Here is a 25,221-nt window from a genome sequence, read left to right on the forward strand (position 1 = left end):
TGCGAACCTCTTCGAGCGTGTTGCAGTGCATCAGTTTCGACGGCCGTTGCTATTTGTCAAACAAATATTTTATTAGAGAGATAGACATTGCTTCAGCGTCCGGCACCGCCGATGCGCGTTGCCCATGGCGGGCGGCGCGGCACGCACGCCGGCCTTTTGCGGAATGCGCACGCAGGCTCCAGAATGCCGGCATCTGCGCACTGATTCACAGGCCCGTGGCGGCGGACACCGCCAATGGAGTTACGATGCCGATCGAGATCGAGCCCGTGGTCACAACGGGAGTCGCCAAGCAGATCGCCGAGAATATCCGCTCCGCGATCATGGACGGGCGGCTGAAGAGCGACGAGCGCCTGCCGACCGAGAGCGAGCTGGCCGAACAGTACGGCGTCTCGCGTCCCACCATCCGGGAGGCGCTGAAGCGGCTGGCGGCGCAGAACCTCATACGCTCGCGGCGCGGGCCGGCGGGCGGCAACTTCGTCGCCCGGCCGCAGCCCGACGACCTGGCCGAGGGCCTGAGCAGCGCGGTGCGCCTGATGGTCGGCGTGGGCGCCTTCGACCTCGACGAGATCGCCCGCACCCGCATGGAGATGGAGGCGATCTGCTGCCGGCTGGCGGCCGACAACCGCACCGACGAGCATCTGGCGCGCATGCGTGCGGAGCTTGAGGTGCAGCGGTCGCACGAGACCAGCGACGTCGACTTCTGCGCCTCGGACGTGCGCTTCCACCGCGCGCTGGTGGATGCCGCCGGCAACCGCCTGCTCGGCTTCCTGATGGTCACGCTGATCGAGGCGCTGCTGCCGGTCTCCAACCTCATCGCCTTCCTCATCCCGGAGCGCGAGCAGATCATCGCCTTCCACCGCGCCATCCTCGCCGGCCTCGAGGCGCATGACGCCGAGGCGGCCGTGGAGGCCTCGAACGCCCTCATCGCCTATCTGCGCGACCGCCACGAGCGCGCCATCGCCGTGCCCCGCACGCGCCACGCGGTCCAGCAGGCCAAGAGCTGACGCGCGCCTGAGGGAAACCGCTCGGCCCCGGGACGCGCCCTCACTTCGGCGGCGCGACCGAGCCGCCGCCGGCGATGGTCGGCTCCAGCCTGAAGGCGGGCGCGGTCGGGCGGCCTTCCACCCGCGCGGCGATGTAGTCCAGCGCCGCGCGGCCGCAGGTCTCGAGGCCGAGATCGACCCGCGTCATGCGTGCGCCCCACTCGCCGATGGCCCGCCCGCCGATGCCGATGACGGAGATGTCCTCGGGAACCGACCGCCCGGTCGCCGTCACCGCGCGTATGACGTTGATCGAGGTCACGCCGGAGGCCGCGACGATGGCGGTGATGGTCGGGCGCTGCTCGAACATCTGGGCGATGGCCGGCGCCACCCACGAGGCGCCGAACTCGGTCTCGACCAGATGCACCGAAAGGCCCGCCTCCTCGCAGGCCGCGGTGATGCCGGCTACGCGCTGGGTGAGGACGCGGTTGCGGATCGGTCCGACCAGGATGCCGATCTCACGATGGCCGACCGAGATCAGCTCGCGCGCAGCGCAGCGCCCGGCCTCGACATTGTCGGTGTGGAAGGCGGGGCTCTCGAGGTCGCGCGGGCTCAGCGTCGTCACGATCACGCCGCTGCGCTCCATCTTCTCGACCAGCAGGGCGAGGTCGTCGTGATAGGTGAACTGGTCGAAGCCGCCGCCGGCGAGGATCAGACCGGCCACGCGGTGCTCCCATAGCCGGCGGCAGTAGTCGAGCTCCAGCCGGGGATCGCGCTGCATGTTGCAGACCATGGTCAGCATGCGGCTGGTGGTCTCCGAATAGCAGGTCACCGTCTCGGCGATCTCGCCATAATAGGGATCGAGCATGTTGCCGATGACGAGGCCGACCAGGGCCGGCGCGCCGGCACGCAGGGTGCGGGCCATCACGTTCGGTACGTAGCCGAGCTCGATCGCGGCCGCGCGCACCCGCTCCTTCAGGCTTTCCTCGACCGGCCAGCCCTGGTCGCGCAGCACCCGGCCGGCGGTGCTGACCGACACGCCGGCCGAGGCGGCGACGTCCGCCAGGGTCGGCGCGCGCATCGCCCGGCCCGTCTTCGTCGCGTCTTCCCTGCCGATCGCCATCCCGCGCTCCGGTCCTCTCGTCACTCGAATTCGATATTGACAATTTAAGCGTTCGAGACAACGTTATCTCACGTCAGACAACGTTGTCTCAACAACGGAATTTAATCAGCGCCCGAATGGGCGCGCATTTTCGGGAGGAATCATGCTTTCAGCGCTCATCCTCACGGGAGCGGCCGGCCGTCGCTCGTCCGTGCTCCTGCCGTCCGTGCTCCTGCGCGGCGCCGCGGCCCTCGCGCTCGCGACCTGCCTCACGACCTCTCTCGTCGGCACCGCCAGCGCCCAGGACGGCTTCACGCCCAAGGGCCCGGTCACGATGATCGTCCCCTTCGGCCCCGGCGGCGGCAGCGACCTGATGGCCCGCTCCATGGCGGCCGGCATCACCACGGTCCACCCCGACGTGCAGGTCGCGGTCGAGAACCGTCCCGGCGGCAACGGCGTCATCGGCTACAATTATCTGCGCCAGAACAAGGGCAACCCGCAGATGCTGCTGGCCTCGGAGACCGCGGCGGTCGCCCTGCCGCTACTGATCCAGCCGCCGCCGTTCCAGTGGACCGACTTCACGCCGGTCGCCCAGATCGCCGCCGATTCCCAGCTCCTCGTGGTGCCCTACAACGCACCTTACAAGGGGCTCGACGACTTCCTCGCGGCGGCGAAGCAGAAGAAGTTCCGCGTCGGCCTGACCTCGACCACCAGCTCCGACGCCATCGTCGCCAACCTGCTCTCGCGCAGCCAGAACGTCGCGTTCCAGCCGGTGGTGCTCGAATCCGGCTCGGCCTCGGTGGCGCGGCTGCTGAACGGCGACATCGAGTTCACCATCCTCAACCCGAGCGAGACCATCGGCCAGCTGAAGGCCAAGATGCTGCGCCCGCTCGCCGCCTTCTCGGAGGTGCGCTACCCGGCCGACTCGCCGCTGGGCTCGGTGCCGACCGCCAAGGAGCAGGGCGTCGACGTGTCCTTCGCCCAGTATCGCGGCCTCTACGCCGCCGGCGGCATCACCAAGGATCAGGCCGACTACTGGGCCGACACCATGGAAGCCTGGACCAAGACCCCCGCCTACAAGGACTACATCGCCAAGAACAACCTGTTCCCGGAGTTCCGCCGCGGCGACGACTTCAAGGCCTACCTTGAGAAGACGCAGGCGACGCTCAAGCAGGCGCTCAAGAAGGATTGAGCACCATGAAGTTCCTGCGGACGTCGGAACGGTCGGCCGGAGAAGTCATCTGCGCCCTCTCGTTCCTGGCTCTGGGTGCCTTCGTCGTTCTCGACGGGCTCCAGTATCCGGTCATGGCCGACGGTATCGTCGGCCCTGGCCTCATGCCTCTGGTGTGGGGCGCCAGCCTGGCGGCGGTCGCCGTCGTGCTCGTGGTGAACGCGCTCCGGGGCGCGTCCGTCATGGACGACCTGCCGCCGCCGGTCGACGGGGAGAACCTGTCGATCGCCGACTTCGCCGAGGACGACACCGAGGCGGCCGGAAAGCCCACCACGGTCGCCGGCATCCTCATCCTGATGGGCCTGTCCGTGGTGCTCGCGCCCGCGGTCGGCCTCATCCCGATGCTCGGCGTGCTGGTCTTCGTGTGCGTTTTCGCCTTCGAGCGCGAAGGCTTCCTCACCGCCGCGCTGATGGCGATCGGCTCGATGGCCGCCGCCTGGGCGCTGTTCGTCTGGCTGTTCGAGGTGCCTGTGCCGGTCGGGTCGGTCTGGCAGGCGATGGGGTTCTGACCATGGATTCCTTCTACGCGATCATGGGCGGCTTCAGCTCCGCCCTCACCTTCTGGAACATCGTCTACTGCGCCTTCGGGGTCACGCTCGGCACCGTCATCGGCCTGCTGCCGGGGCTCGGCTCCTCGACCGGCGTCGCCCTCCTGCTGCCGCTGACCCTCGGGCTCGACCCTCTGGCGGCGATGATCCTGCTCGCCGGCATCTATTACGGCGCGCAGTATGGCGGCACGATCTCCTCGGTGCTGGTGGCGACGCCCGGCGAGGCGAGTTCGGTGCCCACCGTGCTCGACGGCTACAAGCTGGCGCGGCAGGGGCGCGGGGGCGCGGCGCTCGCCGTCGCCGCCATCGCCTCCTTCCTGGCGGGTACGATCAGCATCGTCTTCCTCAGCGTGCTGCTGGTGCCGCTCGCCCAGATCGCCCTCAAGTTCGGCCCGCCCGAGACCTTCGCGCTGATGCTGTTCGGCATCATCAGCGTGGTCGGGCTCGCCAGCGGCGACCGGTTCAAGGGCTTCGCCATGGCCGCCACCGGGGTGCTGATCTCCACCATCGGCATCGACGCCATGACCGGCACGGCGCGCTTCACCTTCGGCTTCACCGAGTTGCTGAACGGCTTCGACTTCCTCTATGTCGTCATCGGCCTGTTTGCCATCAACGAGGTGCTCAAGGCCGTCGGCACGGGCCAGCCGGAGCCGCTGCGCACCCGCTTCCGCGACATGATCGTCACCCGCGAGGACATGCGCCGCTCGGCCATGCCGATCTTCCGCGGCGGCCTGCTCGGCTTCTTCTTCGGCATCATCCCCGGCGCGGGGGCGACGCTGGCCTCGTTCTTCTCCTACGACATCGAGCGGCGCATCGCCCGCAAGAAGGGGATCATGCTCGGTACCGGCCGGATCGAGGGCGTCGCCGGGCCCGAGGCGGCCAACAACTCCTCGGTCAACGGCTCCTTCATCCCCACCCTCGCGCTCGGCATTCCCGGCTCGGCGACGACGGCGATCCTGCTCGGCGGCTTCCTGCTGTTCGGCATCCAGCCGGGGCCGCTGCTGGTGCGCGAGCAGCCGAGCCTGGTCTGGGGCCTCGTCGCCTCCTTCTATGTCGGCAACGTGCTGCTGCTGATCCTCAACCTGCCGCTGGCCCCCGTGTTCGCGCTGATGCTGAGGTTCCGCTACTGCTTCCTCTATCCCGGCATCCTGGTGGTCAGCATTCTCGGCGCCTACTCGCTCGAGAACGACCTGTTCGGGATCTGGATCGTCATCGGCTCGGCGGCGCTCGGCCTCGGCCTCACCTCCTACGGCTACCCCGCCGCGCCGCTTATCCTCGGCCTCGTGCTCGGGCGCCCGCTCGAGACCTCGCTGGTCCAGACATCCTCGATGGGGACCGGCAGCCTGCTGTTCTTCTTCGAGCGGCCCATCGCCGTGGTGCTGCTGGCGCTCTCGCTCGCCAGCGTGATCGTACCCCCGCTCATGGCGCATCTGGACCGGCAGCGCAAAGCCCGATCGGACCAGGCGCTGGCCCGGCCCTCTCGCTAGGCGCGCCCCGGCGCGCGACCCCGGCCAGCCCCATCAAACTCTTCTGTTGTGAATTGGAGACCTCAATGAAAATTACGGCCGTCGAAACCTACCTCGTCTCGGCACCTCTCGACGTCATCTGGAACACCGGTATCGGCTCCGGTACCCGCCGGGACGAACTGCTCGTGGTGGTGCGCACCGACGAGAACGTCTACGGGCTCGGCTCGTCCTATCACGCCCATGCGCCGCTGGCGGTAAAGGCGCTGATCGACGAGAAGCTGGCGCCGATGGCGATCGGCGAGGACGCGCTCGACATCCAGGGCGTGTGGGAGAAGCTGCATTACGGGTCGGTCTATCTCGGCGCCGCCGCAGTCTCCGCGCTCTCGGGCATCGACATCGCGCTGTGGGACATCCTCGGCAAGGTGACCGGCCAGCCCATCGCCCGCCTGCTCGGCGGCGGCGGCGTCGACCGGGTGGTGGCCTATATCGGCTGCATGGTGCTCGGCCACAAGCCGATGGAAGACCTCCTCGCCGAGGCCAAGTCCTATGCCGACATGGGCTTCAAGGCGCTCAAGGTGCGCGGCGGCGCCGGCGTCGAGCGCGACATCGAGGTGGTGCGCGAGACCCGCAAGCTGCTCGGCCCCGGCGTCGACGTGATGATCGACATGAACGCCAGCTACAGCTGGCCGGAAGCCGTGCGGGTGGCGCGCGGCCTCGGCGAGGTCGGCGCCTTCTGGATGGAGGACCCGTTCGACTACACCGTCGCCAACCATCACGACGATGTCGGCCGCCTCACCAAGATGGCGCTGGTGCCGATCGCCTCGGGCGGCAACGTCTATACGCGCTACGACGTGCGCAACCTGTTCGAGCGCGGCGGCGTCGACTTCATCACGCCGGACGCGGTGAAGTGCGGCGGCATCTCCGAAGCGATGAAGGTCGCGCATCTGGCGAGCGCCGCCAACGTGCTGGTCGCGCCGCACACGCTGAACGGCCTCGGCCAGGTCGCCAACGTCCACTTCGCGGCGGCGATCCCCTCGCATGTGCGCGCCCATGTCGAATGGGACCCGGGCTCCAACAACCCGCTGCGCGACGACATGCTGACCAACCCCATCAAGGTGGTGGACGGCTTCCTGAAGGTGCCGACCGGCCCGGGCCTCGGCACCGACCTGAAGTGGGACGTGGTGCGCCAGCTTCCCTTCAGCACCGGCGAGGAGATCAAGGGACACGGCAAGCGCCGCTCGCGCCGCTGGAACCAGTCCGCCGCTGCGCCGGCGCCCTCGAAGGCCGCCGAGCCGGTCAACGCCTGAACGGACACGTCCACTCATGCCCGGGGGAGCCGTCGAGGCTCCCCCTTTTTTTCGTGAATTCGCCGGCCGCGGGGCCCGGCCACTCAGCGCGCCGAGGCCATCATGTGCAGGCGGTACTCGCCCTGCCGCTCCAGCATCCAGCCGGGATATTCGGACGGCAGCGCGCTCGCCGCGTCGAGCGCCGCGAGTTCCTCGTCCGACAGGCGCACCTCGACCGCGGCGAGGTTGTCGGCGAGCTGGTCCGGCCGCTTGGCGCCGATGATGACGCTCGTGACGACCTGCTGGTGCAGCAGCCAGGCGAGCGCGATCTGCGCGACGCTCACGCCATGGGCTTCGGCGATCGGGCGCATGGCGTCGATCACCGCATAGCCGCGGTCCCGGTTCACCGGCGGGAAGTCGAAGCTCGCGCGGCGCCCTTCGCTCGCGCCCTCGTCGGCCCGGCCGTACTTGCCCGAAAGCAGGCCGCCGGCGAGCGGGCTCCACACCATCAGCCCCAGCCCCTCGGACTTCAGCATCGGCACGATCTCGCGCTCGAGGTCGCGCCCGGCCAGCGTGTAATAGGCCTGCAGCGACAGGATCGGCGCGAGCTGCCGGGCCTCGCCGATGCCGATCGCCTTGACGATCTGCCATGCCGCCCAGTTCGAGAGGCCGATGTAGCGCACATGCCCGTGGCGCACGAGCGTGTCGAGCGCCTCCAGCGTCTCGACCAGCGGCGTCGCCGGGTCGAAGCCGTGGATCTGGTAGAGGTCGATATGGTCGATCCGCAGCCGCTCCAGGCTCGCCTTGCACTGGTCGAGTATGTGCTTGCGCGAGGCGCCCCGCGCATTCGGGCCCTCGCCCATCGGGCCGAGCACCTTGGTGGCGATGACGAGGTCGTCGCGCGACAGGCCGAGATTGCGGATGGCGTTGCCGAGGATGCGCTCGCTCTCCCCGCCCGCATAGACGTTGGCGGTGTCGATGAAGTTCACGCCCGCCTCGACGGCGGCCTTCACCAGCGCGTCGGCCTCCTCCTGGCGGAGCTGGCCGATCTGGCCCCATATGCCTTCGCTGCCGCCGAAGGTCATGGTGCCGAGGCAGAGTTCGGAAACGAAAAGGCCGCTGGGGCCGAGCTGGCGATAGCGCATGGTCACGCTCCTTGTGCCGGGAAACGGGGTCGCCAAGAGATAGGCGCCGAGGGGCCCCGCCGCGACGCGGATCGTCGCAGTCTCTTGCCCGATTCTCTCAATCGCGCATTTGCGACTTTTCCCGTCCGCCTCCTGCGCTAGGAGTGAAGGCATGAACGACGATCTCCTGCGCCGTCCCCGCGAGCTGCTGCTGAAGCAATGGCGATGCTTCGGCCGCGAGACCCCGCTCGACGGGCTGACCTTCACGGTGGCCGAGGCGCCGTCCGGCCTCATCCATTCGGTCTACCGCACCTCGTTCTGCGGCGTGCTGCAGGGCGCCAAGCTCAGCCTGCTGGGCGAGCGGGCCTTTCGCTACGATACCGGCAAGTGCCTCGTCGCCTCGATGGACCTGCCCATCACCGCCCAGATCGTCGAGGCCAGCGCCGAGCGGCCCTACATGGCGTTCAGCCTCGCCATCGACCCGGCGATGATCGCCGAGCTGCTACTGGACGAGCCCGAGCTGCCGGGCGCCGCCACCCTCACCACCATCGCGGTGGGGCGGATGGAGACGGAGCTCGTCGACCCACTGGCGCGGCTGTTCGCGCTGCTCGACCGGCCGCGGGACCTCGCGGTGCTGGCGCCGCTGATCCGGCGCGAGATCGTCTGGCGGCTGCTCAACGGCCCGCACGGGGCGATGCTGCGGCAGGTCGGCCTCGCCGACAGCCGCATGGCGCGGATCGCCCGCGCCGTGGCGTGGATCCGCGATCACTATGCCGAGCCGCTCACCGTGCCCGACCTCGCCGCGCGGGCGGGCATGAGCGTGGCGAGCTTCCACCGCCATTTCCGCGCCGCCACCACCATGTCGCCGATCCGGTTCCAGAAGCAGATCCGGCTGCAGGAGGCCCGGCGCATGCTGCTGAGCGAGGGGATGGAGGTCGCCGCCATCGGCTTCTCCATCGGCTATGAGAGCCCCTCGCAGTTCAGCCGCGACTATCGCCGCCAGTTCGGCGAGCCGCCCGGCCGCGACGGGGCGATGATCCGCGCCGGCGTGCTGGCTCCGCCCGCGCCGTGGGAGGCGGCCCGGCGGCCGGCGGAAACGCTCTAGATCAGTGCGTTCGGGCGTATTCCCGGCCCGCAAGCGCACTCACAGATGGCCGGCGCGGCGCAGCAGGGCGCGGGCGGCCGGCGGCATGACGAGCAGCGTCACCAGCATGCGGGTAGCCTGCACCGCGAGCACGAAGGCGAGGTTGGCCTTGATGCCGGTGGCGATGATGGCCACCGTGTCGATCCCGCCCGGGCTCATGGCGAGGTAGCAGGTCATCGGGTCGAGCCCGAACATCAGCGACACCGCGACGGCGACGAGCCCGCACAGGGCGATGAGCGCCACCGTCGCCGCAATGAGCTGCGGCAGCCGCGCCAGCACCGCGCGCAGCAGGCGCGGCTCGAAGCGCAGCCCGACGCTCCAGCCGATCAGCGCATAGCCCGCGAGCAGCACCGCCTGCGGCATGGCGAGGTGCAGCCCGAACACCGCCTGCACGGCGATGCCGATCAGCATCGGCAGCAGCATCGCGCCCGCCGGGATGGGGAGGAAACGGGCGGCGACCAGACCGAGCACATAGACGCCCGCGCCAACCGCATAGGGCCCGTAGGCGCCGTCGGCATGGGCCACCGGAACCGGCGCCGCGCCCGGCGTGGAGAGATAATGCGCGACCATCGCGGCGGTGGCGGCGACGCTCGCCACCCGCAGATACTGCATGAAGGCGACGAGCCGGGCATCGGCGCCCGACGCATCGGCGATCGCGATCATCGCCGAGGCGCCGCCCGGCAGCATGCCCCACACCGCCGCGCGCACGTCAACCGTGCCGGTGACGACCAGCGCCTTGGCGATCAGAAGGCTCACCGTGAGCGTCAGCGCGCTGGCGACGACCACCTCGGTCGCATAGTCGGGAATGGCGAGCAGCACCTCGGCGGGCAGGGTGCTGGCGATCAGGCAGCCGACCGCGCACTGCCCGGCATGGAAGAAGCCGCGCGACACGCGGATGCGGTGCTCGATGCCGCAGAACGCCGCCGCCGCGAACATCGGGCCGAGCAACCCGCCGGCGGGCACCTCGAAATGGAGAAAGGCGGCGGTGACCACCACCGTGACGACCAGCACCGCTGCCCATTGCAGGGCGGGCGGCGAGGCGGCGAAACGGGCGGCGAGGCTGGGAGAAGTGCCCGGGCCGTCGGATGAAGGATCGCGCTTCGCCATCTCAGCGCAGTCCCCACGCCGGAAGGCGCCAAGGGTCGGCGCCCGGACGGCGACGGGTGCGGATGCGCTGGAAAGCGTCGCGGCCGGCGCTCCTGGCAAGGGCGCCGAAGGTGGCAGTCGGAAAGCGTGGGTGCATTGGCTGGCGTGTTGGACTACGGCATGGACGGAACGGGTAGTCCAAGCAGAATCGAGAATATACGATATCGACCCGCCGAAAAGTCATGGCGGACGGACAGCCGTCGTGCCTGCGCGTCCGCCTCCGCCAGCCGCAAGCGTCGGAAAGACTTGGCATCCGGCCATCCGCGGCGCGGCCGACCGGCGCCGCGACCCACTTCAGACCCCCGATATTTGCATAGGTGTAATGCGCAATTACCCGGGGCGAAGGGTGCCGGGCGGCCGGCTCCGTGCCGTCGCCCCGCCCTCACGCGGCCGGCGGGCGCGCGGCCTAGTCCTCCAGATCCTCGCTCTCGATGTCCGAGGAGAGCTCGGGCGAGGCTTCCTTGATCGGCTGGTGCGTGAAGCCCTTGAGGTTGGCGGTCGGCTGGAAATCGCGGGTGATCTCGACCGGGCTCAGCACATAGGCCGTCACCAGCTCGGCGAGCGAGCGCAGAGCGTGCATGTGGATGCGCTCATAGCCGTGCGAGCCGTCGACGCCGAAGGTGATGAGCGCCGTGCGCACATCCGCGCCCGCCACCACCGCGCTCGCCGAATCCGAACGGTAATAGCGGAACACGTCCTTCTGGTAGCGGATGTCGTTGGTCTGGCACAGCTCCTTGAGCTTCTTGGTGAGGTGGTAGTCGAACGGCCCGCTCTGGTCGGCGGTGGAGATGGTCACGCCGAACTCGTCGGAGTTCTGCCCCGGCGCGGTGGTGCCGTTGTCGATCACCACCAGCGAGGCGACGTCGGCCGTCAGCACCGAGGACGCGCCCACCCCCACCTCCTCGGCGATGGTGAACAGCCAGTGGATATCCACCGGCGTCTCGGCCTTCTCGTCGTGAATCGCCTTCAGCGCCGCCAGCATCACCGCGACGCCCGCCTTGTTGTCGAGATGGCGGGAGACGATGAATCCGCTGTCGAGGAACTCGGCCTGCGGGTCGATGGCGACGATGTCGCCGACCTCGATGCCGAGATGGGCAAGGTCGCCGGCGTTACGCGCCCGCGCATCCACCCGCATCTCGACGAAGTCCCAGCCGATCGGGAGCTGATCCACCTCGTCGTTGAAGGTGTGGCCGGAGGCTTTCAGCGGCAGGATGGTGCCGCGATAGCCGCCCTTCTCGGTGAAGACCGTGGTGCGCGCGCCCTCGGCGAAGCGCGCCGACCAGGTGCCGATCGGCACCAGCGCGAGCCGGCCATTCTCCTTGAGGAACTTCACCTGCGCGCCGAGCGTGTCGACATGGGCGACCAGGGCCCGCGCACCCAGATGCGTGCCGCCATGGCGCACCGCGCGGATCGCGCCGCGCCGGGTCAGCTCGACATTGAGGTCGAAGCCCGCCAGCTCCTTGGCGACGAAGCGGACGATGGTATCGGTGTAGCCCGTGGGGCTGGGGATCGAGAGCAGCTTCTTGAGGATCTTGGCGAGATAGTCGGCGTCGATGGTCAGGCGTGTCATTACTCCGCTCTCGCTTGGGGCGCCTCCAGCACCTGGCGCACGCTAGCGGGGATGGCCAGCGGGAACAACAGATCGATGAAGCGCTCGGCCGTCGGCTGCGGCTCGTGGTTAGCGAGGCCCGGACGCTCATTGGCTTCGATGAAGGCATAACCGGGCTGCATCGGCGACTTCACCATCAGGTCGACGCCCACCACCGGGATGTCGATGGCGCGGGCGACCTTCACCCCGGCATCGACGAGCAGCGGATGCACCACGTCTGTGACGTCGTGGATGGTGCCGCCGGTGTGCAGGTTGGCGGTGCGGCGCACCTTCAGCTCCTGGCCCGCCGGCAGCACCGCGTCGAAGGCGAAGCCCGCCTCGCGCACGGTGCGCTCGGTCTCGCCGTCGCAGGGAATGCGCGATTCGCCCCCGGTCGCCGCCGCGCGGCGCCGGCTCTGCGCCTCGATCAGCTCGCGCACCGTGCTGCGCCCGTCGCCGACCACGGCCGCCGGCCGCCGGATCGCCGCCGCCACGACCTTGAAGTTGATGACCACGAGGCGCAGGTCCTCGCCCTCCACGCATTCCTCGACCAGCACCTCGCTCGACACGCGGCGCGCCTCGCCGATCGCGGTCTTGAGCTCGGCCAGCGAGGTGATTCCGACCGAGATGCCCTGCCCCTGCTCGCCATGGGCCGGCTTCACGACCAGCCGCCCGTGGCGTTCGAGAAAGGCGACCATCTCCTCCATCGGCACGGCGGTGGTGATCTGCTCGGGCACGCGCACGCCGGCCTCGGCGACGATGCGGCTCGTCACGGCCTTGTCGTCGCAGATCGACATCGCCACTGCCGAGGTGAGCTCCGACAGGCTCTCGCGGCAGCGTACCGAGCGCGCGCCGTAGGTCAGGCGGAAGAAGCCGCTCGCGGCGTCGATCGCCTCCACCACGATGCCGCGGCGGCGCGCCTCGTTGATGATGATCCGGGCATAGGGGTTGAAGCCCTCGAGCAGTTCGGGGCCGGCGAACAGCTTCTCGTTGATCGGGTTCTTCCGCTTCACCGTGAAGTAGGGCACCCGCGCGAAGCCGAGCTTCTCGTAGAGCGCGATCGCCTGCGCGTTGTCGTGCATCACCGAGAGGTCGAGAAAGGCCGCGCCGGCTTCCGCCAGATGCTCGGCGAGCCGGCGCACCAGCGCCTCGCCGATGCCGGGCTGGCGCGCCTGCGGGTCCACGGCGAGGCACCACAGCGAGGCGCCGCGCTCGGGATCGTCGAAGGCGCGCACATGGTCGACGCCGGTCACGGTGCCGACTACCTGATGCGTCGTCTCGTCCTCGGCCACGAGATAGACGATCGGGTCGGGGTCGCGCTCCCTGTCGAAGAACTGCGGGGGCACCGTCACCATGCTGCGGGCGGCATAGATGCGGTTGATCGCCTCCGCGTCGGCCGGCGTCTCCACCGGCCGGATGACGAAGCCCGACAGCGGCCGATCCGAGGGGCGGTAGGCGGAAAGGTCCAGCCGGTAGGTGTGGGAGGGGTCGAGGAACACCTCCTGCGGGGCATGGGCCAGCAGCACGTGCGGGTCGAGCACATAGACCGCGATGTCGCGCCGGTCCGGCCCTTCCTCGCGCAGCGTCTCCAGAAGGTCGGACAGCTTCTCGAAGGTCTGGCCGAAGATCAGCCGTCCCCAGCCGACGTCGAATGCGCAATTGGGCGTCACGTCGTTCCCCCTCCTTTGCGCTCAGATGCCGTGCGACTGGAGCCACATCTCCAGAAGCGCGACCTGCCAGAGCTCGGAGCCGCGCAGCGGCGTGATGTGCGACACCGGGTCGGCGAACAGCGTGTCGAGATAACCCTGCCGGAACAGGCCGCGCTCGCGCGCCTTCTGCGAACCCAGCACGTCCTGCACCATGGTGAGGTACTCGCCGGAGATGTATTTGAGCTGCGGCACCGGGAAATAGCCCTTCGGCCGGTCGATCACCTCATGCGGCACCACGAGCCGCGCCGCCTCCTTGAGCACGCCCTTGCCGCCATGGGCGAGCTTGAACTCCGGCGGGATGGTCGCGGCGAGCTCGACCAGCTCGTGGTCGAGGAAGGGCACGCGGGCCTCGAGGCCCCAGGCCATGGTCATGTTGTCGACCCGCTTGACCGGGTCGTCGACCAGCATCACCTGCGAATCGAGCCTCAGCGCCCGGTCGACCGGCGTGGCCGCGCCCTCGGCCAGCAGATGGGCGGCGACGAGGTCGCGGCTGGCATCGGTGTCGGCGATCCAGTCGTCGCCAAGCTGGCTCGCGAGCGTCGCGTGGTCGCGGTCGAAGAACACGTTGGCGTAGTCGCCGACCACGTCGTTGCTGTTCGCCAGCGGCGGGTACCAATGATAGCCGGCGAACACCTCGTCCGCGCCCTGGCCGGACTGCACCACCTTGATCGACTTCGCCACCTCGCGCGACAAAAGGTAGAAGCCGATATTGTCGTAGGAGACCATCGGCTCCGACATGGCATGGATGGTGTCGGGCAGCGCGCCCATCAGGTCGCTGGAGGGCACGAAGATCTTGTGGTGGTCGGTGGCGAACCGCTTGGCGATGAGGTCCGAATAGATGAACTCGTCGCCCTTCTCGCCATTGGCTTCCTCGAAGCCGATGGAGAAGGTGGCGAGGTCCTTCTGGCCCTCTTCCGCCAGCAGCCCGACGATGATGGATGAATCCACCCCGCCTGAGAGCAGGACGCCCACCGGCACGTCGGCCACCATGCGCCGGCGCACGGCGGTGCGCAGCGCATCGAGCACCCGGTCGCGCCAGTCGTTGGCGGTAAGGCCGGAATCCTCCGCGCGGCGCTGGTAGGGCGGCGCCCAGTAGACCGTGTCCTTGTAGCTGCCGTCCGGCGCGTAGCGGCGCACCGTCGCCGGCGGCAGCTTGCGCACGCCCTTCAGGATGGTGCGCGGGGGCGGCACCACGGCGTGGAAGCTCATGTAGTTGTGGAGCGCGTCGCGATCGATCGAGGTGTCCACGTCGCCCGCCGCCAGCAGCGCCGGCAGGCTGGAGGCGAAGCGCAGCGTCCCGCCCTTGTGCGAATAATAGAGCGGCTTGATGCCGAAGCGGTCGCGCGCCAGCGTCACCGCGCCGGTGTCGCGCTCGACGATGGCGAAGGCGAACATGCCGTGGAAGCGCTCCACGCAGGCCGGGCCCCAGGCATGGTAGGCCTTGAGGATGACCTCGGTGTCGCCATGGGAGAAGAAGCGGTAGCCCTTCGCCTCCAGCGCCGCGCGCAGCTCGGGGTAGTTGTAGATGCAGCCGTTGAAGGTCAGCGTGAGGCCGAGATCGGGGTCCACCATGGGCTGGGCGGCCTTGTCCGACAGATCGATGATCTTGAGGCGCCGGTGGCCGAGCGCGGCCGCGCCGCGCGCCTCCACCCCGGCGCCGTCGGGCCCGCGCGGCGCCAATACGTCCATCATCGAAGCGATGGCGCGCGTATCGGCGAATGTTCCATCAAAGCGAATCTCCCCGGCAATCCCGCACATGCTGGTTCTCTGTCTCCTTCAGGCTGAAACAATGAAGAGTGGCGTATCGGATGATTGTGAGCGTTTGACGATCCTTAGCAAAAATACAGCACGAGACCAAACCTTCACCGATGGACAGCACCCTCGCGACTTGTCGGCCGGCGCAATATGTCTTCGCGCCGGCAGGGAAGAACCATCGGAGGCCGAAAAAGTTCACGCGCGTGGTGAGATGGCCGCCGCACCGGCCGGAATCGCGTGCGGCGCTACGGGGACGCGGGCAGCGATGAGCGGGACGCGCGCGGCACGGCCTATTCGGCCCGTCCGCAGGCGGCGTAAGTTCCTGCAGCTACGGGACAATAGGTTATGTTGGCGAGATAGCCGGACGAACGGCGCAGCGCCGCGAGATCAGCGTCGGTAATGCGGTAGCCCGACGGATGGCCGAGCTGTGCGTCGTCGCGAAACGCGTCGAGCGCCTCCATCACCGCCAGCGGCGGGGACGGGGAGGCGGGAAGATAGCGCAGCGCGACGAGCAGCCGCGCCGCCTCGGCCAGCGTCGCCTCGGGAATGGGCGATCGGCGCTCGACCAGCGTTGGCGCCACGGCGTCGGTCCATCGCGCGTTGAGGAACGAGCGCCCGTCGCCGACCGCGCAGGAACGGCCGGCATAGACCAGCAGCGTCAGCCCCTCGTCCATCTCGAGCGTCACGCGGTAGGGGCGGCAGACCTCGGTGCATTCGTTGCAGACCTGCCCGGTGCGCCGGGAGACGGCCTTTTCCGGCACCACGGTCGCCTGGACGCGCGGCGACAGCGGTCCGGCGAGAGGCCGCCCCGAGGCGCCCTTCGCCACCGCATCGCCGACCAGCGCGCGCAGCGCCGCGCGCTCGCCCTCGCTCAGCTCCTGCTGGCCGAGGGCGAGCCGCGCCGGCGGCAGGAAGAGGGCGGCGAGCAGCGCCGCCGCGAGGGCGAGAGCGCGCGCCCTCATCGCGTGCACCGCACCTTCACCACCACGTCCGCGACCTGACGGCTCGCGGGCACGCCGCCGGCATAGCGGGCGATGTCGGGATCTGCGGCGTGCACGGGCGAGGCGAAAGCCCTGCGCGCATCGCGGGTCAGCCGCCCGGACAACACGCCGACGACGGCGCCCTCACGCTCGCTCACCGGCCCGCCCGAGAGGCCATGGGGCAGCGGGCGCGGCAGGTCGAGCATGAGGATCGCGTCGCCGGCCCCCGGCGCGAGCTTGGCCTCGTAGGACTGCGGAAGCGCGTCGCCGGGATCGTCGGCGCGGTAGCCGTGGACGTTGAGCCGCGGCCCGGGCCGGAAGGGCGAGAGGGCGGCGAATTGGGCGCTCGCCTGCTGCGTCACCAGCACCGCGATGTCGCGGTCGCCATTGATGTAGTCCGGCTGTGCCATGGCGTAGCCGAAAAGCGGGCTCTCCACCGAATAGGCGGCGCAGCCGCTGAGCACATGGGCGCTGGTCAGCACCGCGCGGGGGCCGATGAAGACGCCCGAGGCGGCGACGACCGCGTTCTCCGCCAGCCCCTCGCGGGCCGCCTGCCGGTAGGATTCGCGCAGCAGGTTCACCTCGCCACGGGCCGGGCCGCCGGATGCCCCGAGCCAGACCGTGACCAGGAACGCCGTGACGAGGAGCGCCGCGGCGAGAAGCACGCCCCGGCCGGCATCGAGCCGGCCGGGGGACCCGTGGGGCGGGCGCGGGGCGCTCATGCGCGTCAGCCGCAGACCGTGGTTTCCCCGGAGATCGGCTCGCCGTTCTTGAAGTACAGCTCCTTCACCACCCGGCACTGGCGTCCGCCCTGGTTCACCGCGCGCAGCGGGGTGATGGTGCCGCTGTTGCCGGTCTGCGGGTTCTTCCACGAGACGGTGCCGGAGCTGCGCCGCGCCTGCTCGAGCGCCGCCTGCCGGCGGGCACGGTCGCGCTCGTCGATCTGCGCGCCGATGGCGCCGCCGATGATCGCGCCGGCGCCCGCAAGGGCGAGGCAGGCGCCCGGCTTGCCGCCCAGCGCCGCGCAGCCCAGCCCGCCGACGGCCGCGCCGAGGCCGGCGCCGACGATGGCGTTCTGGTGGTCCGTGCCCGTGGTCTGGCAGGCGGCGAGCAGCGGAGGCAGCAGGGCAAGGATGACCCAGGTTCGGAATGTGGTCGCGGCACTCATCGTCTTCTCCGGTGGGGTTGAGGAAGCGGCAGTCACGAAAGCGGGGGAGGCGGGGGAGGCACCGGCGTGGCCGGCGCCAGCAGCCCTTTCAGCGCCGGCACCTCGCCGACGGTGACCCAGGCCTGCGTCCCTTCCGGGCAGACCTTCAGCTCGGCGCTGAGCTGGCCGAGCTCGGCCAGCATGCGGAAGGCGGAGGCGTCATAGGGGCCGGCGACCTGCCCTTCCGCGTTGAACAGCCAGTAGCGCTGGGCCGGCGCGGCCGGCGGCGCTGGCGGGGAGATGCCCGGGGAGACCCCGGCGCCCGGCAGAGCCACGGCGACGCCGTTCGGCCCCGCGTGATCGGCCGCGCCGGCGCCCGACGCGATGCGCGCCAGCGTCGCCTCGTCGAAGCGGCTCCAGTTGACGGTGCGCTTGTCGGTAGCGCGCCGGTGCGCCGGCGCCTCGGGGTCGCGCGACACCTCGGTGTCGTCGACATCGTCCAGCGTGCCGCCGATGGCGGTGGTCCAGTCGGGGACCGCGTCGAACAGGTTCTCCAGCGCGGCGCCGGCGGCGAGATCGCCCGGCAGCGCGCCCCCCGTCTGGCGCGACTGGCGGCAGCTCGACCCCCTTGTCGCGGATGACGAAGAAGGTCCCGCCATCGCCGCGCGCCAGCGCGTCCTGCAGGCGCAGCGTGTCGGCGTCCAGCACCGAGAGCAGGCTGCGCACCCGCTTGCGCCTGGCCTGGAACTCGCCGATCAGCCCGCTCCAGCTGGTCTCGCCGCGCTCGTCCATGTCCTGCGGCACGCCGAGGAACTGGGCGACGTGTTCCAGCAGCACCACCGCCTCGCGGCAGGCGATGGCACGCAGCCGCGCCTGCAGCATGGCGATGAGGTCGTCGCGCACCTGGTTGAGGTATTTCTCGCTCGCCTTGCGCCCGCCGCCGGTGAGGAAGGAGCTCTGGGCCGCCTGCTGGAGGCGGTCGATCGAGGCCTGGAGCTGCTCGGCGTTGAGCCGGCTGGCGCGCTGGGCATAGGCCTCCTCGGCCGCACGCAGGCGGGCGATGATGCCGCCACCGGCATCGTCGAGCCGGGCGTGCAGCTTGGCGACGAGGTCGATCGTGTATTCGAGCCCGCCGCGCTCCTGGTCATCGAGCAGCCGGTAGAGCTCGGCATAGAGCCCGCCCTCATCGAGGTTGCGGCTGAGCAGCGCCGCCTCGAAGCGCTCGCGTGCGTGGGCGACTTCCGCGCCCTTCGGGCCATAGGCGGTGCCGGTGCCGACCCGCCCGTCGACGTCGCGCTGGCGCATCGCGACGATGCGGCGGACCTCGCCTTCCCAGGCCCGGTGGTCGGGAACGCGGCCGAGCAGGCCGGCGAAATCCTGCTCCACCTCGGCCGAGACCATGCCCGTGATGGCGCTCTTGTCCTCGCGCAGCAGGATGTAGTCGACCAGCGCGAAATCGGTGATCGGCTGCTGGGCGAAGCGGGCACGCTCGTCATAGTCGTCGACGAAGGCCTTGGGCGTGATCCGCACCCAGTCCTGATGCCGCCCTCACGGGCTGCGCCATGCTCGCTATGGTTGCTTAAATGTTGGGCGGATGTCGAGCCATCTCACGCATGCGTCGCGCGTGAGGACCCGCCGGCGACGGCAATGTCGCCGGCTACGCACTGCCGGCCCGCCCGGGAAACGCGATCAGCGCGTCCAGGTCGCGAGCCCGTTGGTGTCGAGATAGTCGACCGTGAACGACACCGCCTTGCCGTCCTTCACCACGAAGCGCAGCGAGGACAGCGAGCCGTCGGGCGCGTTCTCGGTGCGCGGGGCGAGCGAGAAGGCGTCACCGTCCCAATGCGTCATGGGAAGCGCGAAGTTGACGGGCCCGACATGGAACACCAGCCCGTCGCCCTGCTTCACGATCTCGGCGCGGCCGAAATAGGCGTTCTGGTAGGTGCCCACATAGTCCTCCAGCGCGCGGGCGGGGGCCGCATCCGCCTGCGGGCTCTTGCCGGCGAGGTCGCCGACCGGCTCGTAATAGTGGAGCAGGCGCGGATTGAGCAGGGCGAACCAGTCCCTCGTCGCCACGCCGTACTGGGCAATGTCCATGAACTGGCCGGCGATCGCCTCCGCCGCGCCGACCGGCCCGGCATTGGTCAGCACCACGATGGCGAGGTTGGCCGAGGGGAGGATCTGCACATTGGTCGCGGCGCCGAGCGTGAAGGCGCCCGAATGGCTCGCCGTGGTGCGCCCATTGGCGTTGACGCCCACCCCGAAGCCGAAGCCGTAGAAGCTCGAGCGGGTGTCGAGCGCATGGCCCGGCCCACTGAAGGCCTGCGGACTCATGGCCGGCAGCAGCGCGGCCTCGGCGATCATCTGCTCGCCATTATGGCTTCCGCGCGCGAGCAGCAGCGTGAGCCACCGGGCGAGGTCGCTGGCGCTCGAGGAGACGCCGCCGGCCGGCGCCTGCGCGTCCGCGTCGCGCGTGTAGAGTGGCTGGAAGCGCCCGCCGACAAGCGCGTGCAGCGTCGCCCGGTTCGCCCGCTTCAGGAAGTCGGCATGGCGGTAGCTGGTCGAGGCCATGCCGAGCGGCGCGAACAGCGCTTCGTCGGCGAGGTCCTCCCAGCTCCGGCCGGCCGCGCGGGCCACCGCCTCGGCGCCGGTGGTGATGCCGAAATTGGCGTAGTGGTAGGAGATGCGGAACGCGTCGAGCGGCAGCAGGTGCAGCCGGGCCAGGATCGCGGCGCGGTCGAAGCCGATATCCTCGAGGTCGTCGCCGGCGGCGAGCGGCAGGCCGGTGCGATGCGCGTAGAAATCGCCGATGGTCGCGTTCTGCGTCACATAGGGCGAGGCGAGGCTGAACGCGGGAAGGTATTTAACCACCTTGTCGTCCCAGCTCACCACGCCCTTCGTCACCTCGATGGCGGCAACGGTGCCGGCGATCGGCTTGGAGAGCGAGGCGATCTGGAACACGGTGTCGGCGTCGACCGGGTCCGGCTTGCCGAGCTCACGCACGCCGAAACCGCGCAGGAAGACGGTCCTGCCGCCCTGCACAACGGCGACCGCCGCGCCAGGCACGCCGCTGCGCCCCATAATGTCGCCGACCATGTCCGGCAGCGCCGCGAGGGCCTTCTCGACGCCGCCCTTCGCCATCGGCACGACATCGTCGGGCGGAATGGGGCCAAGATCGAGCGGGATCACGTCCGGCGCCGCCGTCTGCGCCCGCGCGGGCACGGGCGCGCCGGCCATGGCGAGCGCCAGCGCGAGGCCCAGCGATCCGGCCCACCGGAGGACGCGCGATGCCGGAGACACCGTTCCGGCGCGAGAGACGCCGCGCCGCGCTATCGTCCCGCCATCCGCGTTCCGCACATATGAAATGCCTGACATTCGCCCGCTCCTCATCAAGCCGATCCGCCCGTAACCGGATTACAGGGCTTTGCGCCCCGTCTCCACCCGCGCCGCAAGACCCCGCGCCGCAAGACAAGGCGCGTTCCGGCGAACAGGCTATCCGCTTCCCGCAGCCTTGAGCCACGGAACGCCGCCGGCCGCACGAGATCCGCGCCCCGGTTGTTGCCCTCGCGCTCCGCGTGGGAAGCTGCGGCGGTCCGCCCGAGGGGGCCTCAGGGGAGAGAGCGGGGCATGAATCCGGCAGAGCTCGTCCACATCCTTTATCTCGTCGCCATCGTCGCCGAGGCCATGACCGCCGCGCTCGCGGCGGGGCGCCGGCAGATGGACTGGGTCGGCGTCGCCCTTCTCGGCAGCATCACCGCGCTCGGCGGCGGCTCGGTGCGCGACGTGCTGCTGGGGCGGCACCCGCTAAGCTGGGTCGAGCACCCTTCCTATCTGCTGATCACCGGCGGGGCGGCGCTGGCGACCATCGCGCTCGCCCGGCAGATGCCCCATCTGCGCCGCGTCTTCCTGTTCCTCGACGCGGTCGGGCTGGTGGTCTTCACCGTCATCGGCTGCAACGTGGCGATCGCGCTCGACATGCCGGTCGTCATCGTCATCGCCGCCGGCATGATCACCGGCTGCGTCGGCGGCGTGCTGCGCGACATGCTGTGCGCCGACATCCCGCTGCTGTTCCGCGCCGAGCTCTACGCGACGGTCTCCGTCGTCACCAGCCTGGTCTATCTCGGCGGCCAGCGGCTCGGCTTCCCGCACGATCTCGTCATGCTGTCGGCCATGGCCGTCGGGCTGGCGCTGAGGCTGCTCGCGCTGCGCTTCGGCTGGAGCATGCCCAAATTCGTCTACACCGAATCCCTGCACTGACGCCTGCGCCGGCCTCAAAGGAAGGTCTCCGGCATGGGCACCCACTGGCCGGCCCTGGCACGGAACTGGGGGATGTGGCCGAGGCTGCGGATCAGCGCCCGGTCGGCGCCGAGCGTCGCCTGCCATTCGCGCGCCTCGGTGAGGATGACGCCGACGCCCACCACATCCGCGCCGGCGCTGCGCAGCAGCTCGAGCGAGCCCTTGAGGCTCGAGCCGGAAGCCACCACGTCGTCGACCATCACCGTCCGCTTGCCCGCCAGCAGCGGGATCGTGCGGCGGTCGAGCAGGAGGCGCTGCTCGCCCTTCGAGGTGATGGAGGAGATCTTCTGCTCCAGCGCGTCCTGCAGGTGGACCTTGGGCGACTTCTGCAGGATCACGTAGCGGTCGAGGCCGAGCGCGCGGCTGACCTCGATGGCGATCGGGATGCCGAGCGTCGCCGCGCCGACCACGACCTCCGGGTGGAACGGCGCCAGCTTGCTGGCGAGCCGGCGGCCGACGAACTCGCCGAACTTCACCCCGAGGTCGATCACCATCATCAGCGAGATGGCGAAGTCGGGCCGGATCGGCACGATGGGAAGATCCACGCGCATGCCGCCGACATCGGCGGCCCAGCTCTGGCCACTCAAGACCGGGCTGCCGCTCATTTGATCGCCGATCGCAGGCGAATTCCCGTCGGCCGTCATCGTGCGCGCCTCCCCCTCATTCGGCGGGTACGCTCCATACGCGAATGCCGCCGGCTCGATTTGTGGGCCGGTATCGCCGCGCTTTCCAGTGCGATCTTGTCCGGCGCGGGCGGGACGTACCGGCGGAGGGCACGGATGTGGCCGGAAATCATTGCGCGCAAAGGCGCCGAAGGGCCGTGCCGGACATAGATCCGACATTTTCCGGGGGGATTAGCTCGCCGGTTTTTCGAATGCCGGTGCGGCAAGCCGCGCTCCGGAACCGTCCCCGATCCCTGCCTGAGGCCGCCCGCGGCGCACCCCGTCGCGGTCCGGAAATGCGCCGCCGCGAGGCGGGCATGGGAACATCGGGCGGTCCGGAAGCGTTTGCCAACCCCGCCTCACACGTTTTTCGGTCCACACCTTCCCCAGCATTTCCTAGCTTCGCCGCGCGTCAGGCGATGATTCGCGTCAAGGAGAGCCAAGTTCATGAATGCCAAGTGGTGGCAGCGGGGCATCTTCTACCAGGTCTATCCCCGCTCGTTTCAGGACACCAACGGCAACGGGATCGGCGACCTCGAGGGCATCCGCGAGCGGCTGGACTATCTGGTCGAGCTCGGCATCGACGCCATCTGGATCTCGCCCATCTATCCCTCTCCGATGGCCGACCATGGCTACGACGTGTCGGACTATTGCGGCATCGACCCGGTGTTCGGCGATTTCGCGACCTTCGACCGGCTGGTCGAGGACATCCACGCGCACGGCCTGAAGCTGGTGCTCGACTTCGTGCCCAACCACACCTCCAACCAGCATCCCTGGTTCCTGGAGAGCAGCTCCTCGTGCGACAATCCCAAGCGCGACTGGTACATCTGGCGCGATCCCGCGCCCGATGGCGGGCCGCCGAACAACTGGGTGAGCTATTTCAGCGGCTCGGGCTGGGAGTTCCACGAGCCCACCGGCCAGTATTACTACCACGCCTATCTCAAGGAGCAGCCGGACCTGAACTGGCGCAATCCAGAGGTGCGCGAGGAGATGCACAACGTGCTGCGCTTCTGGATGAAGCGCGGCGTCGACGGCTTCCGCGTCGACGTGATCTGGCACCTCATCAAGGACGCGCTGTTCCGCGACGACCCGCCGAACCCTGACTACAAGCCGGGCGACCCGGAGAACAACCGCCTGATCCAGGCCTATTCCGCCGACCAGCCCGAGGTGCACCCGGTCATCGCCGGCCTGCGCCGCGTGGTCGACGAATATCCCGACCGCGTGCTGATCGGCGAGATCTACCTGCCGGTCAGCAGGCTCGTGACCTATTACGGCGAGGATCTCGGCGGGGCGAATCTGCCCTTCAACTTCCAGCTCATCGGGGCCGGCGGCCACGCCAAGGACCTGTCGAAGATCATCATGGACTATGAGGCCGCGCTGCCGCCCGGCGGCTGGCCGAACTGGGTGCTGGGCAACCACGACCAGCCGCGCATCGCCTCGCGCATCGGCCCGGAATTCGCGCCGCTGGCGGGCATGCTGCTGCTCACCCTGCGCGGCACGCCGACCATGTATTACGGCGACGAGCTCGGCATGGAGGACGTGCCGATCCCCAAGCGCGCCACGCAGGACCCGTGGGAGATCAACGAGCCCGGCATCGGCGTCAGCCGCGACCCGGAGCGCACGCCGATGCAGTGGGACGCCTCGCCCAATGCCGGCTTCACCACCGGCACGCCCTGGCTGCCGGTGTCGCCGGACTATGCGCAGCGCAACGTCGCCACGCTCGACGCCGACCCGCGCTCCATGCTGACGCTGCATCGCCGGCTGATCGAACTGCGGCGCTCGCATCCCGCGCTCGAGATGGGCTCCTACCGCACCGTCTCGGACGAGGACGAGGTGCTGGTCTATCTGCGCGAGCTCGACGAGCAGCGGGTGCTGGTCGTGCTCAATCTGAGCCGCGAGGCCCGCACCTTCACCCTGCCCGAAGAGATGAGCGCGGCCCGCGCCCTGCTCTCGACCCGGCTCGACGACCCGGACCGTTCCGGCCCCGAGATCCGCCTGCGGGTCCATGAGGGAATCATCCTCGAAATCGAGTAAAGGCGGGGCCTTCGAGCCCCATCTCGTCCTTGGCACGCGGATTCCGCTGCGGTAAGTTGATTCGCAGGGCAGCGGGCGGGCTGCCGGGGGCGAAGTCTTGCGGCAGGTCGTTTTCGACAGCGCGGATCTGCGTGTGGTCTGGGTGCCGGCGCATTGCGACGTCGTGCGCCCGAACAATACTTGCCCCAGCGGCATGATCGCGGGGCCCGGGGCCGTGGCGAATGGCGCGATGCCTGCCCGGCCCGATGTAGTGTTCGTCACCTTCGAATCGATGATGCCGGTGCGCGATCCGGACCGGCCCGGCTTCGCCGAACACTTCCTGCAGAGCCGCGGCTACGGCGCCTATCACATGCAGCCGAAGACCAATTCCTGGTACCAGTACCCGGAAATGGCGGAGGCGCTCGCCATGGTGCGCAAGGCCATCGCGCCGGGCACACGGGTCGTCACCTATGGCTCGAGCATGGGTGGCTACGGCGCCTACCGCTTCTCCGCGCCACTGCGCGCGGACAAGGTCATCGCCTTCTCGCCGCAATACAGCATCAACCGGTTCCGCACCTGGTGGGAGCGGCGCTGGGCCGCGGATGGCCGCCCCCTCATCTGGGACCGGCAGGCGCCGCATCACGGCGGCGACCTCTTCATCTTCTACGACCCGCTGAACACCGACCGCCACCACATACGCGGCATGCGCCGGGAGGCCGACATCCGGCCGGTGCGGATGTTTTTCAGCGGCCACGCCTCCATCGCCTATGTGCAGGAGCTCGGCTTCCTGGAGAAGGCGGTGCTCGACATCGCCGAGGACCGGTTCGACGCCGCCGCCTTCGAGGCCTTGCTGTGGGAGCGCCGGCTCGGCTCGTCCACCTACCAGCGCATGCGCCGGCGCAAGCGGACCGGGGTCCTGCGCCGGCTCAAATACGCGCTGATCGAGGCGCGGCTCGAACGCCACTTCTCCGGCACGCCCGCGCTGCCCCTGCCGGCAAAGGACGCGCCGGTGGCCGGCTGACGGCCCTGCAGGGCCAAGGCGAC

22 protein-coding genes are annotated in these 25,221 nt (G+C 69.6%); 9 read left to right on the forward strand and 13 right to left on the reverse strand.

What is annotated here, in order from left to right; genetic code table 11:
• Nucleotides 1-245: 245 nt before the first annotated feature.
• On the forward strand, nucleotides 246-1,004 hold the full coding sequence (locus NVS89_RS06735) for a FadR/GntR family transcriptional regulator (protein WP_258731829.1): 759 nt from the start codon (nucleotides 246-248) through the stop codon (nucleotides 1,002-1,004).
• A 40-nt stretch (nucleotides 1,005-1,044) separates the two neighbouring features.
• Here the strand turns inward: NVS89_RS06735 and NVS89_RS06740 are convergent, their stop codons facing one another.
• A complete protein-coding gene (locus NVS89_RS06740) occupies nucleotides 1,045-2,103 on the reverse strand; it encodes a LacI family DNA-binding transcriptional regulator (protein WP_258731830.1) in 1,059 nt (352 codons plus the stop codon).
• A 142-nt stretch (nucleotides 2,104-2,245) separates the two neighbouring features.
• Between NVS89_RS06740 and NVS89_RS06745 the strand changes: the two genes are divergently transcribed.
• The 4 genes from NVS89_RS06745 to NVS89_RS06760 all read left to right on the forward strand — a co-directional run bounded on the left by NVS89_RS06745 (nucleotide 2,246) and on the right by NVS89_RS06760 (nucleotide 6,634).
• Nucleotides 2,246-3,274, forward strand: coding sequence for a tripartite tricarboxylate transporter substrate binding protein (locus NVS89_RS06745; RefSeq protein ID WP_258731831.1), 1,029 nt, complete (start codon nucleotides 2,246-2,248; stop codon nucleotides 3,272-3,274).
• Nucleotides 3,275-3,279: 5 nt separating this feature from the next.
• Nucleotides 3,280-3,822: a tripartite tricarboxylate transporter TctB family protein gene (locus NVS89_RS06750; RefSeq protein ID WP_258731832.1), complete on the forward strand. Its 543-nt coding sequence runs from the start codon at nucleotides 3,280-3,282 to the stop codon at nucleotides 3,820-3,822.
• 2 nt (nucleotides 3,823-3,824) lie between these two features.
• Nucleotides 3,825-5,348, forward strand: a complete 1,524-nt coding sequence (locus NVS89_RS06755; protein ID WP_258731833.1) for a tripartite tricarboxylate transporter permease — start codon at nucleotides 3,825-3,827, stop codon at nucleotides 5,346-5,348.
• Between the two features lie 65 nt (nucleotides 5,349-5,413).
• On the forward strand, nucleotides 5,414-6,634 hold the full coding sequence (locus NVS89_RS06760) for a mandelate racemase/muconate lactonizing enzyme family protein (RefSeq protein WP_258731834.1): 1,221 nt from the start codon (nucleotides 5,414-5,416) through the stop codon (nucleotides 6,632-6,634).
• A gap of 83 nt (nucleotides 6,635-6,717) precedes the next feature.
• Here the strand turns inward: NVS89_RS06760 and NVS89_RS06765 are convergent, their stop codons facing one another.
• Nucleotides 6,718-7,758 carry an aldo/keto reductase gene (locus NVS89_RS06765; protein ID WP_258731835.1) on the reverse strand — a complete coding sequence of 347 codons (1,041 nt, stop codon included), beginning with the start codon at nucleotides 7,756-7,758 and terminating at the stop codon, nucleotides 6,718-6,720.
• Between the two features lie 151 nt (nucleotides 7,759-7,909).
• Between NVS89_RS06765 and NVS89_RS06770 the strand changes: the two genes are divergently transcribed.
• A complete protein-coding gene (locus NVS89_RS06770; protein WP_258731836.1) occupies nucleotides 7,910-8,842 on the forward strand; it encodes an AraC family transcriptional regulator in 933 nt (310 codons plus the stop codon).
• Between the two features lie 39 nt (nucleotides 8,843-8,881).
• Here NVS89_RS06770 and NVS89_RS06775 read toward each other — a convergent pair whose 3' ends face one another.
• From NVS89_RS06775 to NVS89_RS06820, 10 genes are all read right to left on the reverse strand, one after another.
• Nucleotides 8,882-9,988, reverse strand: coding sequence for an AbrB family transcriptional regulator (locus NVS89_RS06775; RefSeq protein WP_258731838.1), 1,107 nt, complete (start codon nucleotides 9,986-9,988; stop codon nucleotides 8,882-8,884).
• Between the two features lie 445 nt (nucleotides 9,989-10,433).
• Nucleotides 10,434-11,597 (reverse strand): osmoprotectant NAGGN system M42 family peptidase, encoded by a 1,164-nt coding sequence (locus NVS89_RS06780; RefSeq protein ID WP_258731839.1) that lies wholly within the window; start codon nucleotides 11,595-11,597, stop codon nucleotides 10,434-10,436.
• Nucleotides 11,597-13,285, reverse strand: a complete 1,689-nt coding sequence (ngg, locus tag NVS89_RS06785) for an N-acetylglutaminylglutamine synthetase (RefSeq protein ID WP_258731840.1) — start codon at nucleotides 13,283-13,285, stop codon at nucleotides 11,597-11,599. Before ngg ends, NVS89_RS06780 begins: the two co-directional genes overlap by 1 nt.
• 21 nt (nucleotides 13,286-13,306) lie before the next feature.
• Entirely contained in the window at nucleotides 13,307-15,082 is a 1,776-nt protein-coding gene (locus tag NVS89_RS06790) for an N-acetylglutaminylglutamine amidotransferase (RefSeq protein ID WP_258731841.1), read from the reverse strand.
• A 287-nt stretch (nucleotides 15,083-15,369) separates the two neighbouring features.
• Nucleotides 15,370-16,041 (reverse strand): hypothetical protein, encoded by a 672-nt coding sequence (locus NVS89_RS06795; RefSeq protein ID WP_258731842.1) that lies wholly within the window; start codon nucleotides 16,039-16,041, stop codon nucleotides 15,370-15,372.
• Nucleotides 16,038-16,781 carry a S1 family peptidase gene (locus NVS89_RS06800; protein WP_258731843.1) on the reverse strand — a complete coding sequence of 248 codons (744 nt, stop codon included), beginning with the start codon at nucleotides 16,779-16,781 and terminating at the stop codon, nucleotides 16,038-16,040. Before NVS89_RS06800 ends, NVS89_RS06795 begins: the two co-directional genes overlap by 4 nt.
• A gap of 5 nt (nucleotides 16,782-16,786) precedes the next feature.
• Entirely contained in the window at nucleotides 16,787-17,227 is a 441-nt protein-coding gene (locus tag NVS89_RS06805; RefSeq protein WP_258731844.1) for a YMGG-like glycine zipper-containing protein, read from the reverse strand.
• Between the two features lie 32 nt (nucleotides 17,228-17,259).
• Complete coding sequence (locus tag NVS89_RS06810) at nucleotides 17,260-17,409, reverse strand: hypothetical protein (protein ID WP_258731845.1); 150 nt, start codon at nucleotides 17,407-17,409, stop codon at nucleotides 17,260-17,262.
• 16 nt (nucleotides 17,410-17,425) lie between these two features.
• On the reverse strand, nucleotides 17,426-18,736 hold the full coding sequence (locus NVS89_RS06815) for a hypothetical protein (RefSeq protein WP_258731846.1): 1,311 nt from the start codon (nucleotides 18,734-18,736) through the stop codon (nucleotides 17,426-17,428).
• A gap of 159 nt (nucleotides 18,737-18,895) precedes the next feature.
• Nucleotides 18,896-20,443: a serine hydrolase gene (locus tag NVS89_RS06820; RefSeq protein WP_258731847.1), complete on the reverse strand. Its 1,548-nt coding sequence runs from the start codon at nucleotides 20,441-20,443 to the stop codon at nucleotides 18,896-18,898.
• Nucleotides 20,444-20,833: 390 nt separating this feature from the next.
• Between NVS89_RS06820 and NVS89_RS06825 the strand changes: the two genes are divergently transcribed.
• Entirely contained in the window at nucleotides 20,834-21,463 is a 630-nt protein-coding gene (locus tag NVS89_RS06825; protein ID WP_258731848.1) for a trimeric intracellular cation channel family protein, read from the forward strand.
• 14 nt (nucleotides 21,464-21,477) lie between these two features.
• On the opposite strand, the gene NVS89_RS06830 is transcribed toward NVS89_RS06825, so the two are convergent.
• Nucleotides 21,478-22,107: a phosphoribosyltransferase family protein gene (locus tag NVS89_RS06830; protein WP_258731849.1), complete on the reverse strand. Its 630-nt coding sequence runs from the start codon at nucleotides 22,105-22,107 to the stop codon at nucleotides 21,478-21,480.
• A gap of 504 nt (nucleotides 22,108-22,611) precedes the next feature.
• Between NVS89_RS06830 and NVS89_RS06835 the strand changes: the two genes are divergently transcribed.
• Both NVS89_RS06835 and NVS89_RS06840 read left to right on the forward strand, forming a co-directional pair.
• A complete protein-coding gene (locus NVS89_RS06835) occupies nucleotides 22,612-24,198 on the forward strand; it encodes an alpha-amylase family glycosyl hydrolase (protein ID WP_258731850.1) in 1,587 nt (528 codons plus the stop codon).
• Between the two features lie 97 nt (nucleotides 24,199-24,295).
• Nucleotides 24,296-25,198 carry an alpha/beta hydrolase gene (locus NVS89_RS06840; RefSeq protein ID WP_258731851.1) on the forward strand — a complete coding sequence of 301 codons (903 nt, stop codon included), beginning with the start codon at nucleotides 24,296-24,298 and terminating at the stop codon, nucleotides 25,196-25,198.
• The last annotated feature ends 23 nt before the right edge of the window (nucleotides 25,199-25,221 follow it).

Origin of the sequence: Ancylobacter mangrovi (assembly GCF_024752355.1) — a bacterium.
In the GTDB taxonomy this organism is placed as follows: Bacteria; Pseudomonadota; Alphaproteobacteria; order Rhizobiales; family Xanthobacteraceae; genus Ancylobacter; species Ancylobacter mangrovi.

What these genes read in the sequence shown, in the direction of transcription:
- NVS89_RS06820 (WP_258731847.1), bottom strand. Translation starts at nt 20,443, where the DNA reads ATGGCCGGCGCGCCCGTGCCCGCGCGGGCGCAGACGGCGGCGCCGGAC.
- NVS89_RS06800 (WP_258731843.1), bottom strand. Translation starts at nt 16,781, where the DNA reads ATGAGCGCCCCGCGCCCGCCCCACGGGTCCCCCGGCCGGCTCGATGCC.
- NVS89_RS06770 (WP_258731836.1), top strand. Translation starts at nt 7,910, where the DNA reads ATGAACGACGATCTCCTGCGCCGTCCCCGCGAGCTGCTGCTGAAGCAA.
- NVS89_RS06830 (WP_258731849.1), bottom strand. Translation starts at nt 22,107, where the DNA reads ATGAGCGGCAGCCCGGTCTTGAGTGGCCAGAGCTGGGCCGCCGATGTC.
- NVS89_RS06765 (WP_258731835.1), bottom strand. Translation starts at nt 7,758, where the DNA reads ATGCGCTATCGCCAGCTCGGCCCCAGCGGCCTTTTCGTTTCCGAACTC.
- NVS89_RS06740 (WP_258731830.1), bottom strand. Translation starts at nt 2,103, where the DNA reads ATGGCGATCGGCAGGGAAGACGCGACGAAGACGGGCCGGGCGATGCGC.
- NVS89_RS06810 (WP_258731845.1), bottom strand. Translation starts at nt 17,409, where the DNA reads ATGCTGGCCGAGCTCGGCCAGCTCAGCGCCGAGCTGAAGGTCTGCCCG.
- NVS89_RS06825 (WP_258731848.1), top strand. Translation starts at nt 20,834, where the DNA reads ATGAATCCGGCAGAGCTCGTCCACATCCTTTATCTCGTCGCCATCGTC.
- NVS89_RS06750 (WP_258731832.1), top strand. Translation starts at nt 3,280, where the DNA reads ATGAAGTTCCTGCGGACGTCGGAACGGTCGGCCGGAGAAGTCATCTGC.
- NVS89_RS06795 (WP_258731842.1), bottom strand. Translation starts at nt 16,041, where the DNA reads ATGAGGGCGCGCGCTCTCGCCCTCGCGGCGGCGCTGCTCGCCGCCCTC.
- NVS89_RS06735 (WP_258731829.1), top strand. Translation starts at nt 246, where the DNA reads ATGCCGATCGAGATCGAGCCCGTGGTCACAACGGGAGTCGCCAAGCAG.
- NVS89_RS06835 (WP_258731850.1), top strand. Translation starts at nt 22,612, where the DNA reads ATGAATGCCAAGTGGTGGCAGCGGGGCATCTTCTACCAGGTCTATCCC.
- NVS89_RS06745 (WP_258731831.1), top strand. Translation starts at nt 2,246, where the DNA reads ATGCTTTCAGCGCTCATCCTCACGGGAGCGGCCGGCCGTCGCTCGTCC.
- NVS89_RS06755 (WP_258731833.1), top strand. Translation starts at nt 3,825, where the DNA reads ATGGATTCCTTCTACGCGATCATGGGCGGCTTCAGCTCCGCCCTCACC.
- NVS89_RS06780 (WP_258731839.1), bottom strand. Translation starts at nt 11,597, where the DNA reads ATGACACGCCTGACCATCGACGCCGACTATCTCGCCAAGATCCTCAAG.
- NVS89_RS06790 (WP_258731841.1), bottom strand. Translation starts at nt 15,082, where the DNA reads ATGTGCGGGATTGCCGGGGAGATTCGCTTTGATGGAACATTCGCCGAT.
- NVS89_RS06805 (WP_258731844.1), bottom strand. Translation starts at nt 17,227, where the DNA reads ATGAGTGCCGCGACCACATTCCGAACCTGGGTCATCCTTGCCCTGCTG.
- NVS89_RS06775 (WP_258731838.1), bottom strand. Translation starts at nt 9,988, where the DNA reads ATGGCGAAGCGCGATCCTTCATCCGACGGCCCGGGCACTTCTCCCAGC.
- NVS89_RS06760 (WP_258731834.1), top strand. Translation starts at nt 5,414, where the DNA reads ATGAAAATTACGGCCGTCGAAACCTACCTCGTCTCGGCACCTCTCGAC.